Here is a 12,751-nt window from a genome sequence, read left to right on the forward strand (position 1 = left end):
TTCAGCAGTTATTTGCGAAATCAGGAAATAAAGGGTGATAATGTTATTTTTAAATCAGCAAAACAGCGTGATTGTTTTAAAATGGAGTCGAAACATTAAAGGCTGATACTTGTGGTATTATCCGGTATCGTCTGAAATAATAACAACGACGTTGTTAAAGTTTCCTGGATTTTGGAAAAGTATCCTTTAGAACATGAGTGAAAGATGGTGAAGTTGAATCGTGATTTCCATTTTCCGGAAACAGCATCTGACATTTAGAAGCTAAAATTAACCTGAATTTCGTAAAATTTTGATTATCATCGTTTTGTTGTAGTTGTTTGCGCATGGTATTCAATTTGAAGAAACAATTTTTTATAAATTAAAATCATGAATGCAAAACTCTTCAGATATAATAACAACCAATGGCTGGCTCAGAGCGGTAAAGAGGAATTAAAAAATGACGAGTTTAGCCTGGTGCTGTGCTTTGGCGGAAAAAATATATTTCCTCAGACAGATGCTTTTGGCCAACTGCAAGCCCTGTTCAAAAACGCAGATATTGCACTCTGCAGCACTGCCGGAGAGATTTATCAGGAAACAGTATCGGATAATTCTCTTATTGCTATCGCATTCAATTTCGAATCGACAACAATTAAAACTTCAACAGTTAACATTAGTGCATATAAAAATAGCTATGATGCCGCGGTTGGGTTAATTAACCATCTTCCAAAACCAGATTTAAGTTATATTATGGTCTTTTCTGATGGAAGTCTTGTAAACGGAAGTGAGCTTACAAAAGGCTTAAATCAGGCTGCTGGGAATATATTGGTTACGGGCGGCCTGGCTGGTGATGATGCTAACTTCAGGTCTACCTTAGTTGGCCTGAACCGAAATCCCGCTGAAGGGAATATTGTCGCAATCGGCTTTTATGGACATAAACTATTGGTTACCCACGGCTCTCAAGGCGGCTGGGATATGTTTGGCTTGGAAAGGACGGTAACAAAATCTCAGGGAAATGTTTTATATGAAATTAATGAACAGAGCGCATTGGATTTATACAAGAAATATTTGGGGCCTGATGTTGATAATTTGCCGGCTTCGGCGCTGCTGTTTCCATTGGCGCTCACCATACAAGGTCAATCAGAACCCATAGTGCGTACAATTTTATCAATTGATGAAGAGCAGAAAACGATGACTTTCGCAGGCGACATTCCTGAAAACTCAAAGGTGCGGTTGATGAAGGCGAATTTTGATAAATTAATTGATGCCTCTTCTAAAGCCGCTGAAAATAGTTTAAAGAATAATCGAAAACCTGATTTTGCACTACTCATTAGCTGTGTAGGAAGAAAACTGATTCTTGGGCCAAGAACGGAAGAAGAAGTTGAAGCTGTTGCGGATGCTCTTCCCGAAGGTACTATGATTGCTGGTTTCTATTCGTATGGCGAAATTTCTCCTTTTAATAGTAGTGCAACCTGTCAGCTACACAATCAAACCATGACAATCACTTCATTTTATGAATTACCATAAACTACTCAACCGGCAAATCAGTAAGTATTTAACTGCAGAAATTGCGGAAAATCCGTCTGTTAAAAAGTTCTTAAGTGTGATTGACGATTCTTACGAAGCCTTACAAAGAGATAAGTTATTGGTAGAGAGAGCTTTTTCCATCAGCGAAGAGGAATATATTGAAATAAATAAAAAACTTAGTCATGAAATAGAAGTAAAGAAAAAATCGATTGATAAGTTAAAGAGTGCCCTGGGAGAAATTGGTGGTATACACCAGGATAAAAATTCAGACGATTTACTCTCAATTGCAGAGTATTTAAATGAACAGATCATCCAGAGAAAGAGTGCAGAACAGGTATTTACTTCATTGGTTAACAACTCGCAGAGTGGAATATTGCTGGAAGATGAAAATAGAAAAATTGTTTTCACAAATCAATTGTTCTGTACTATTTTTAAAATACCCCAACCGCCTGAAGAGTTAGTTGGAGTGGATTGCAGTCAAAGTGCCGAGCAATCTGCGGGGCTGTTTAAAAATCCGGAGCAGTTTATAAATGACATTCAAAATATCCTGGAGAAAAGGCTTTATGTAAGTGAAAATGTGATTTTAAATGATGAACGGATACTTAACAGGGCGTATATACCAATTGTTCTTGATGGGGTGTACAAGGGGCATCTTTGGAGTTATACTGATGTTACAGAAAGTAAAAAAGCCCAGGAGGCCCTTGAGCAAAGCGAATTAAAAAATCGCCTGATCATGAATTCAGCCTTAGATGCTATTATCACCATAGATGATCAGGGGTTAATCACTTTCTGGAATCCGCAGGCAGAAAAAATATTCGGCTGGCAGGAAGGTGAGGTTTTAGGTAAGCGATTGACGGATAACATTATCCCCCGGTATCACAAAAAAGGACACGACACGGGGATGGACAACTACTACCTGACAGGAACTGGTCCTGTACTTAATAAAATGTTAGAGTTACCGGCGGTTAACAAAAAAGGCGAAGAATTTCAGATCGAACTATCTATCATACCGGTAAAACAGGGTAATAACAATTTCTTTTGTTCCTTTATTCGCGATATTTCTGACCGCAAGAAAAATGAGGAAGCTTTAAAGGCCAGTCAGGAATTATGGCAGTTCGCTTTGGAGGGCGCTGGTGATGGTGTTTGGGAGTATAATTTTCAAACCAAAAAAGCATTTTTCTCGAAGCAATATAAAAGGATGTTGGGTTATCAGGAAGAGGAATTTCCGAACGACCCCAACGAGTGGATGAGCCGGATACATCCTGAAGATCTTCCCATGATTCTGAAAACTGATGAAGCCTATTTTGCCGGAGAAATCAATTCGCATCAAAGAGAGTACCGGATATTGCACAAAAACGGAGATTATATATGGGTATTGGACCGTGGCATGCTGGTGAACAGGACCCCTGAAGGTTTGCCCGAAAGAATTATTGGTACCCATTCGGACATTACTGACCGTAAACTTTCTGAACAGGCTTTGAGCAATAAAGAAGAGAAATACAGAAGCATTATTACAAATATGAACTTAGGACTGGTTGAAGTGGATAATGATGATTATATCCAGTTCGTAAATCAAAGCTTCTGTAAAATGGCTGGCTTTAATGAGGGAGAACTAATAGGTGCTAAAGTAACCGAAGTATTAAATCTCGGAGAGAGTAAAAACCTGATAGAATCGAAAAATAGCCTTCGGGAAAAGGGAATATCAGACGCCTACGAAGTGAATATTCGAAACAAAGAAGGGGAACTAAGGTGGTGGCTAATCAGTGGAGCACCCAGGCTTAATGATAAAGGAGAACATGTAGGCTCTGTTGGGATACACCTGGACATTACCAACCAAAAGAAACTAGAGTATGATCTGATTAAAGCAAAAGAGGCTGCTGAAGCATCTACTGAAGCAAAAGAAGCTTTTCTGGCAAATATGAGTCATGAAATCCGGACTCCAATGAATGCCATTTCCGGCATGGCCGGTCAACTTAATAAAACAACCTTAGATCAGAACCAGCGCTTCTTCCTCAATACAATTCGTTCTTCAGCTGATAATCTGCTGGTTATTATCAATGATATTTTAGATCTGAGTAAAATTGAATCAGGCAAATTAAGCCTTGAGAAAATTGGCTTTGAGCCTAAACAGGTTGTTAGCCATGTAATGGAAGTTATGCGGCATAGGGCAGAAGAAAAGGGTTTAGAGTTCACCAATTCTTTTTGTGATCAAAAGCTTTCGGAGGTGCTGATAGGGGACCCTTATCGCCTGTCGCAGATTATGCTCAATTTAGTTAGCAATGCAATAAAATTTACGCCTAAAGGAAGAGTTGATGTTTCCTGCAGGGTTTTACAGGATTTTGAAACAGCGCAACTTATTGAGGCCAGTGTAATGGATACAGGAGTTGGAATGGAAAAGAATTTTATAGCGAATTTATTCGATAAATTTTCGCAGGAAGACAACTCTATTACGAGGAATTATGGTGGAACCGGGCTTGGCATGAGTATCTGCAAACAACTCATTGAGTTAATGAACGGAGAAATAAAGGTAATCAGCAAAAAGGGCCAGGGTACGGTGGTATCTTTTATTTTAAAGATGCCAAAAGGAAATGCAGGTGATTTGCCAGACAAAGCAGATAAGGAAGTAGATACAAGACTGCTGGACGGGAAAAATATTTTGATAACCGATGACAATGAAATAAACAGACTTTTGGCCTCCGCAATATTAAGCAATTTTGGTGCTGTTGTTACAGAGGCTTGTGATGGACAGGAAGCCATTCAACTGGTAAGTCAAAAAGATTTTGATTTGATTCTGATGGATGTACAGATGCCAGGTATAGATGGCCTGGAAGCCACCAGGCAAATCAGGGAAACATTAAACTCAATGCCCATTATTGCACTAACAGCATTTGCATTTAAAGGAGATAATCAAAAATGCTTTGATGTGGGGATGAATGATTATTTGTCAAAACCGTTTGAAGAGGTACAACTACTAGAAATTGTTTCCAGATGGCTGAACAAAGCCAGCACCATAGCCGAAAAAAATATAAATGAAATTAAAAGCCCGTTATATAATTTATCGAAGATTGAAAACATAGGTAGGGGTAAAAAAGAATTCACTGATAAAATGGTTAGGTTTTTTATAAATCAAACTCCCGTTTCATTAAAAGAATTGAATGAAGCCTATGCGAATCATGATTTTCTTAAAATCTCACAAATTATACACCGGATTAAACCTTCAATAGACAATATGGGAATAGTATGCATAAAGGAAGAACTTAATGAATTAGAAAAATTTTCTGTAGTGTATGGGGAATCGGAACGGGCGGAATATTTGCTGGAAAAAATTAAACAGGTACTCAATCTGGTTGTACATGAACTGCAAGGGACGATTAAGATTTAATTGAATTAGTTAAAACTTAACACGTATAAATAATTGGTAATTAGTGTGTTATTTGAATTTTTCGACCATTGCGACCAGCCACTTGATTGTTCGGACGAAGAAGTGAAAATATTGCTTCACAAATTTCTTTAAATCAGAAAGTACATTTTGCCTCATAACATGGCGTTTAGGGCTATAAGAAATTGAATTGTTTGGTTGATTGTTGGAGCCCATTTAAGGCTTTTTAAGTCTTTTTTCACTTCGTTACATTTAGAACAATGTTCAAAGTATTTCCATTGAATCTATTTATCCAGATACTGTTAGGCCTTATAAATTAAAGTGCTGTAAATAATTTTCTGGATGCAACGTGTCCATTATTTTTAGTGTCTTATTACAAACTCACAATTAAATATGAAAAAAGTGGTCCTGTTTTTAATTTCTTTAATGCATATATCGCTCTGCTTTGCGCATGCTCTTAAATAAAAAACACCTTGCTTCTTCAAGACAGGTTTTTTTTAACGAAATCGTAAAAAAATTTAAAGCCTGCATTGTTATGAGAACCTTATTGAAAATAAGGAAAAATCACAGACCGCAAAACATCTATCAATTCAAATAAACATATTTGATCATAAAAAACATCAAATATTATGACAGCTAATTCAATTTATCAGTTAGTAAACAACATTGATCCTTCCGTTAACGGTTTTGTAAATGTATTAGGCTTTTATAATCCCGGTGACCATGGTGGTGGTGACTTCTTTTGGGATAGCACTGCAAATGAAGATGTGGATGGAGGGACAATAATTAAATCAGCATTTCCAGGAGTTACAATTGGCAGATGGAAAAGACGGTACACTGGTGAACTAAACGTGAAATGGTTTGGAGCGAAAAGTGATGGTTCAAATGATTCAGTTTATTTTCAAAACGCTATAAAAACAGGATTAAACATATTTATTCCTGAAGGGAAATATGCTGTATCAGGTTTAGTTTTGCAGGGAAACCAGGCATTTTTTGGTGAAAGTACGCTCTCAGAGCTTCAGGCCGTTGAGACAGATAAACCAATACTAACAATGGGCGAATTTAGCAGAGTGAAAGAACTTTCTTTTTATTCTGCTACATATGTTGCTGATCCAAATTTCTGTGCAATCAAAGTCAATAACCATGGGTATAGTGTTATTATTGAAAATCTAAGAATCACAGGTGGATTTACGAACGCTGTGAACTGTATCGATTCAAATAATGTAAGCATATTCAATTGTTTTATAAGCGGGATGGTTGAATCACAGATCGTAATTAGCAAAGGAACACATAATGTCATCGAAAACAATACGATGGAAAAATGTGGAGGCACTTCTTTTATAAGATTGATCAATGCTGCAACTGTCATTATCAAAAATAACTACATTGGTGGTAGTGATACAGATCGTCCGTCAGCTCAGGGTATTTATGCTGAATCGAACGATCCTGATTACCATTTTGCTGTGTTAATTATAGACTCAAATGATATAGATAACATAGGCGGACAAGCTGTGGCAGTTGTAGGTTATTATTCAGTCAGAATAAAAAGCAATTGGTTCTCAGCAGGTAGAACAGTCGGAGTAAGTTCTGTTTACCTGAACGGTTGCGCACGTATAGATTTTACTGGAAACGACATTTATACAAGCGGTTATATGGGATTGCAAATGGCCGACTGTGAAGTGGGATCAATAACAAATAATCAAATCGAGCAATGTAAGGATACAGGCATTTTTATGTTGCGCTGCAAAGAATTCTGTATACAAAGCAATCAAATAGGGTCTCTTACCCCTAAAGATCCTAATGGAGGATGTGACATGAAAGTTGGTCTTTCAGAAAATCAGGGAGATTATAATATTATTAGTAGTAATATTTTCAAAGGCAACACATCGACCAACTTATATTACGAGGGGGCTAACAATGTCATAAATAACAATATTTCTATGTAAACAATTAAAATGAAGATGTCTCAAAAGTGAGGCAGCTTCATTTTAATTTAATTATTAATTAATCCTGTATCAAATTTTCAGGACTAGACAGCATGCATTTAAGCAAGTGTTTGGAGAACAATCGGTCACGTTCACTTGGCAATTTGAATATTTGCATTTTTCATGATTTCCTAGCTGCTATGTTAAACCGAGCCGCACAATATACTCCCCGTGAGCAGGAAAAGTGGTCTATAGTGCAAACGGGGCGAAGTTTTATTTTCAAGCATTTAAATAATCCAATCATCTGAATGTTGGTATATTAGTCCATCCTGATGATAATTCACACCTCCAGAATAGACGCTAATACCCAAAAATCTGCTCCAGACTTAATTTAGTCACCTTGCCAAATTGCTGGATATCCTCTGTTTTTACATTTTTTTCCGAAGCAACGATACAGTAGTAATAAGGCTTATTTGCAATTTTTTGCTCATGGAATGCCTTAATAGCTGAGAAGTTTAAAGCTTTTAAACCCTCGTATTGGTCGATCCTCGAATCATGGTCGATACCCAATTGCTGATCTCTAAAGTATGCCCTGATGATCTCCTCTTTATTAATGCGTTCAGTTGCTATTTCATTTAGCGCGTTGGCTTTGGCAAGTTCAAAAGCGTGATCTTCTTTCGGCAAATTGTTCAGCAATTCGTTCATACTATTAATGGCATAACCCATTTTATCGGCCTGGCAGGTGAGGTAGGCAAACATGGTATATTCTTTAGCTTTTTTCTTAGGCGATGAATATAGTGCGCCGGTAGAATAGGCCAGTGCTTTCGACCCCCTGATGGTTTGGAACACGACCGAACTCATACCCTGGCCGAAATAACTGTTGAATAAATTGATCTTTGCGGCCTGGCCAGGATCGTAAGGCCCGCCATTATTGCGCACCCAACATACCTCTGCCTGTACCATGTCGTACGGCGCAAAATAAACCTGATTTTTAGCTGCTGTGGTATACGTAAATTTTTTAGCCGGAGGATCTGCCAGGAACTGATTGGGCAAATGATGAAGTTCTCTAATATTATTTGTAAAATCGGCCAGCGGCTTTGGTCCGTAATAGGTGATGGTATGCTTGTATTTATAAAAGTTATGCAATATCGAGAGCAGTTCTGCTGATGAAATGTTTTGTATTTCCTCATTGCCCAGGTTATTGTTAAATGGATTGTCCGGACCATACTGCGCATAAATGCTGATGCCCCTTAAGATATCTTCTTTCCTTAATTTGCTGTTCTCACGTTCCTTGATAATGCCATTTTTAAGCTCGGTTAAAGCCTGCTCATTGGCTTTACAATTTGCAAAAATATGTTCTACCAGGTTTAGGGCTTTATCAAAGTTTTCTTGTAAACCGCTAATGGAAATGGAGGCGCCTTCATTTTCTACAGAAAAACTATAATCGCAGGCAATTTGATAAAACTGCCGCTTTATCTCTTCTGAGGTATACCTATCCGTATTTAAAAAATTGAGGTACTGTGCAGCATAGGGTAGCAGCTTCAGGTTCCAGCTGCCTACATCAAATTTATAAGACAAGCTAAACAGGCCATTTTCTGTATTCTGAACCGTAACCACATCAGCTATTCCTACCTTAGATAAATTCAAATCTTTTTTATAATCTAAAAATCTGGGCGCGATTGGTTTTAGGGGCATCGCATAAAGCTTTTTCGCAAATGCAGATACTGCCGAAGGATTCGTATTGATTGGTGTGATTTCTGGCTTTTCAACTTTGATGGTTTCTTTATCTTCACCCTGGCGTTTATAGACGACTACGTAATTGTCTTTGAAGAATTTGTTGGCAAATTCTACGATTTCCTTTTTGGTAATTTTACCCATCACCTCCGGCATGTTTAAGGTTTCATCCCAGTTTTCGCAACGGTTTAACACGAACTCCTTAACAATTGTATTTACACGCATGCCGTTATCGTCAAATTCATAAAGTGAATTCAGCTTGTTATTGGCAACAATTGCTTTGATCAGACTTTCGTCGAAATTACCTTGTTTAAGTTGCGCAATCTGCTCCAGCAATAATTTTTGAGCCTCTTCCAGGCTTTGACCTTGTTTAGGGCTTGCATACAAACTGAACACGCCATAATCTTTCATCTGATAATAATTTGCACCCGAATTTTGCACCTTTTGCTGCTGGTTCAAATTTACGTCCGTAAGACCAGCTTTGTCGTTTGACATAATACTGGAAATGAGTTTAAGCAACATGCTTTCCCTTGTATTTTGAGCATAGCCTCTGTAAGATATCTTAACATTTTCCTTATTCGGACCATAAACAACGATCTGTTGAACTTTAGTCAATGGCTTTTCAGGCGCCGGGTTATATAGCTGCAGTGGTTTTGCCTTCATATAGGAAAAAGCACGATCAACTTTCCTGATCATTTCATCCGGATTGAAATCGCCGGCAAAGGCAAGGACCATGTTATTCGGGACATAATACTTGTTATAATATGCCCTGATGGCCACTAATGATGGGTTTTTCAAATGCGCTATGGTACCGATTACGGTTTGCTGTCCATAATTGTGGGTAGGAAACAACGCAGCTAAAACTTTTTCATCAGTCTTTATATTATCATCGTCCAAAAGGCTATTTTTTTCTTCATAAACGGCCTCGAGTTCGGTATGAAAAAGACGGAATACCGGGCTTCGGAACCGTTCTGCCTGTAAAGCCAGGAACTGATCTACGGCATTGGGGGGAAAGTCTTCGTTATAATCTGTTCCCTCATAAAGCGTATGTGCATTGGTGGTTTTGCCACCGATTGATTTCATCATCCGGTCGTATTCATTGGCAATTGCGTAGTTGGAAGCCTCATTTGAGGTCTTATCAATTTTCGCATACATCGCCTTTCGTTTTACCGGATCTACCGTTCGCCTGTACTGTTCAAATAACTTCTCAATTTCATCAAGAAGCGGTTTTTCTTTTGCATAATTTAGGGTACCGAATTTATCGGTACCCTTAAAAAGTAAATGTTCAAGATAATGTGCCAAACCGGTCGTATTTTTCGGGTCGGTATTGCTCCCCGCCCTTACAGCCAACCTGAATTCGATCACCGGATGCTGCGTATTTTGTGACAGAACCACAGTAAGCCCATTCTTTAGGGTGTAAAAGCGGGATTTTGTGGGATCATTGCTTACATATTTGTAAGTATAACTACCTGAAGCAGCAGTTTTCCATTGAAAGGCAGACTGCGCCATTAAACCCGTGTGTACAAGAAATACAATTGCGAACACGAATAATCGATATCTCATCAGCATCAGTTTTCTTTAATTAAAGATTTTATCCAGTTCCATTTGTAATTCTTCACCCCGAAGGTTTTTTGCTACAATCTTTCCATTCGGGTCTAAAAGAAGGTTTTGGGGAACTGAGGTTATCCCATACAACCTGGCCACGGAATTTTTCCAGCCTTTTAAATCACTCAACTGAATCCAGGGTAAGCCATCTGCTTCAATTGCTTTTAGCCATGGCTCTTTTTTATCATCCAGTGAAATGGAAATAATCTCAAAATTCTTGTCTTTAAATTTTTCATAAGCCTTTACTACTGTTGGGTTTTCTTCCCGGCAAGGTGCGCACCAGCTGGCCCAAAAATCGACTAAAACATATTTCCCTCTTAATGAAGATAAGGTTACGGGCTTTCCTTCGGTATTGTTCTGGGTAAAATCCAATGCCTGCTGCCCAATGCCTGTTTTTTCGGCCATGGCCAATTTAACCTGCAAATTCTTGCCCATGGCCGTGTTTTTCATTCTGGGGCTCAAAAGTTTCAAATCACGTTTTAGCTTTGCCAGTTCAACCGCGCCGTCATTCCTTTCATTAATCAAATCAAGACTTACATAAGAGTCGGGATGCTGCTGGATAAAAGCATTTTGTATCTTACCAATTTCGCTATACAAGCGCTGTAGTTGGGGCGCAAATTCATTTGGAGCATCTTTACTTGTACTATCGTCCTTTTTGTTTCTGAAACTGCGCATCACTTGCTCATTCAAAACCATCTGTTTTGCTTCCAGCGATTTTAACCGGGATTTTAAAATCAGGTAATCCGATTGCGCGGGTCCGCCCTTAATTGTGGCGTTACCTATTTGCGTACCTACAATGCTGATGTTCGTGTTTTCTAAAAAGAATGTCTGATAATTTCTGGCATAGAAGTCATCGTTATCTGCCGTTTCTTTATTTTTTTCGGTCGGTTTTAAATTGAGGTATACTTTTACAACAGCATTCACTTTGCCTTTAAATGAGAAAGAACCATTCCTGACAATGGCCGAATCTCTCACTTCCTGTCTTGTAGTCCGATATTCCAGCATCACTTTCTGACCATCATACTTAGCTGGAATTTTTCCTTTAATGGAAAAGCCGGTTTGCGCGTTTACAGAAAAGGCGGCCAGGCCAATTACTGCAGTAACTAGTATTTTTAACATGTTTTTTGAATTATTTAGAAAAAAATTGTGATGTCCATTTAAGGGTTGTTTTCCATACCCGGATTCTCATTGATTACTTTTTGAGGAAACCGGAGTGTAAAACGATTTGGCTTTAAGGTAAATGTCTTACTAACCGTACCTGTTGCCGAGTATAATGTGTGGGTATAGACATTTGAACTAAAGAGTGGATCTACTGAAAGCCTTCTGATGTCGAACCATCGGTAACCCATGGCCGAAAATTCTCTGATGCGCTCATCAAGGATATATTTCAACAAGGGCAGCTGCTGATTGGCAACAGAAGCTGGTACTTCATAGCTATCTGAGGGCAATCTTCTGATACGCAGGTATTCCAAATCCGTTTTCGCGCCAGATAAATCGTTGGTACGTGCCTTACATTCTGCACTCAGAAGATACAAATCCGGAATAACCACCCCAAATTGAATGGTGCCAGGACTGGTTCTTCTGAGAAAGCCCTGAGGGTATTCAGGACCGAAGACGGCATTTGATGAATAAAAATTCAGCCTTAAATCTGAAGATTGATACAAATCAACCGTCTTTTTATCGAGTACAAGTGCATTTCCAAAAGGTCCGTCGTTATAACATTGTTTTCCATATATATTTTCCTGAATTCCATCCAGGTTTGGATATGGAACCCCGAAATCATCAATTGGGGTAAATTGTCCGCCTGGCGCAAAGGTTACATTATAATCATAAAGCCCTACCGGGATGGATGCATTGGCCAAACCTTGTATTGATGCATTTAAATGGGGTATGGCATCTGAAAATTTGCCCATATACACATATACCTTACCTAAAATTCCTTCAGCAGCAGGTCTCGACATCCGGATGCGGGAGCTTACTTTCTGAGGCAGGTTAGGAATAGCACTAACCAGGTCGTTAATAATAAAATCATACACTTCTTTTACGCTTGCCCTTGTAAATTTTGTTTGCGTTACATCGGGTGCGGTTACAATCGGGAAACCCGGATCGCTGGAAGATGTCGTGGCATTATAGGGTTTGCCGAAATAATTAATCAATAGGAAATAGGTCCACGCTCTACCCGCCATGGCTTCAGCCTTGATAGACGATTTTTGTAGTTCGGTTCCATCTGTGGCATTGGGCAATTCGGTAATAATTTTGTTGTAGGTATAAATATTTTTCAATGGGGCAGAAAGTTCGCCGGCATCTTCATTAGGTTCATAAACTACATCGTCCCAGCGGAACAAGCGCTGAGTTCTTAAATCCTTTCCACTGTAATAAGGTTCAATTGCAGCCATTTCATCGCCCAAAGTGATCTGCGCATTTGAGGAGATTTGATTCACCAGGTCCAGGTTATTGAGCAGCAAATTATAATCTGACACTTTTTGCGCAATCAGCTTGCCTTTCGGAGTTACTTCCAGAAAGGACTTTTTACAGGAGAAAAAAACGGTCGAAAGCAAGGCAAACACAACCGCGGTTTTTATATTTTTAGATATCTGTTTCATGT

General features: G+C 38.7%; 6 protein-coding genes. 3 read left to right on the forward strand and 3 right to left on the reverse strand.

Features of this window, described 5'->3' with window-relative positions; translation table 11 throughout:
* The first annotated feature begins 366 nt into the window (after nt 1-366).
* The 3 genes from FFJ24_RS03640 to FFJ24_RS03650 all read left to right on the forward strand — a co-directional run bounded on the left by FFJ24_RS03640 (nt 367) and on the right by FFJ24_RS03650 (nt 6,828).
* Nucleotides 367-1,503 carry an FIST signal transduction protein gene (locus FFJ24_RS03640; protein ID WP_138822651.1) on the forward strand — a complete coding sequence of 379 codons (1,137 nt, stop codon included), beginning with the start codon at nt 367-369 and terminating at the stop codon, nt 1,501-1,503.
* On the forward strand, nt 1,490-4,885 hold the full coding sequence (locus FFJ24_RS03645) for a PAS domain-containing hybrid sensor histidine kinase/response regulator (RefSeq protein WP_138822653.1): 3,396 nt from the start codon (nt 1,490-1,492) through the stop codon (nt 4,883-4,885). Before FFJ24_RS03640 ends, FFJ24_RS03645 begins: the two co-directional genes overlap by 14 nt.
* Before the next feature lie 626 nt (nt 4,886-5,511).
* On the forward strand, nt 5,512-6,828 hold the full coding sequence (locus tag FFJ24_RS03650) for a right-handed parallel beta-helix repeat-containing protein (RefSeq protein WP_138822655.1): 1,317 nt from the start codon (nt 5,512-5,514) through the stop codon (nt 6,826-6,828).
* Nucleotides 6,829-7,167: 339 nt separating this feature from the next.
* On the opposite strand, the gene FFJ24_RS03655 is transcribed toward FFJ24_RS03650, so the two are convergent.
* Genes FFJ24_RS03655 through FFJ24_RS03665 form a run of 3 tightly spaced genes read right to left on the reverse strand, consistent with a single transcriptional unit; the run spans nt 7,168 to nt 12,749 of the window.
* Nucleotides 7,168-10,104, reverse strand: a complete 2,937-nt coding sequence (locus tag FFJ24_RS03655; protein ID WP_138822657.1) for a pitrilysin family protein — start codon at nt 10,102-10,104, stop codon at nt 7,168-7,170.
* A 15-nt stretch (nt 10,105-10,119) separates the two neighbouring features.
* Nucleotides 10,120-11,265, reverse strand: a complete 1,146-nt coding sequence (locus FFJ24_RS03660) for a TlpA disulfide reductase family protein (RefSeq protein ID WP_138822659.1) — start codon at nt 11,263-11,265, stop codon at nt 10,120-10,122.
* 38 nt (nt 11,266-11,303) lie between these two features.
* Nucleotides 11,304-12,749 (reverse strand): RagB/SusD family nutrient uptake outer membrane protein, encoded by a 1,446-nt coding sequence (locus tag FFJ24_RS03665; protein ID WP_138822661.1) that lies wholly within the window; start codon nt 12,747-12,749, stop codon nt 11,304-11,306.
* Nucleotides 12,750-12,751: the final 2 nt, after the last annotated feature.

This window comes from Pedobacter sp. KBS0701 (assembly GCF_005938645.2).
Classification (GTDB): domain Bacteria; phylum Bacteroidota; class Bacteroidia; order Sphingobacteriales; family Sphingobacteriaceae; genus Pedobacter.

Coding starts and splice junctions, on each gene's coding strand:
- FFJ24_RS03640 (WP_138822651.1), top strand. CDS start 367: ATGAATGCAAAACTCTTCAGATATAATAACAACCAATGGCTGGCTCAG.
- FFJ24_RS03645 (WP_138822653.1), top strand. CDS start 1,490: ATGAATTACCATAAACTACTCAACCGGCAAATCAGTAAGTATTTAACT.
- FFJ24_RS03650 (WP_138822655.1), top strand. CDS start 5,512: ATGACAGCTAATTCAATTTATCAGTTAGTAAACAACATTGATCCTTCC.
- FFJ24_RS03655 (WP_138822657.1), bottom strand. CDS start 10,104: ATGAGATATCGATTATTCGTGTTCGCAATTGTATTTCTTGTACACACG.
- FFJ24_RS03660 (WP_138822659.1), bottom strand. CDS start 11,265: ATGTTAAAAATACTAGTTACTGCAGTAATTGGCCTGGCCGCCTTTTCT.
- FFJ24_RS03665 (WP_138822661.1), bottom strand. CDS start 12,749: ATGAAACAGATATCTAAAAATATAAAAACCGCGGTTGTGTTTGCCTTG.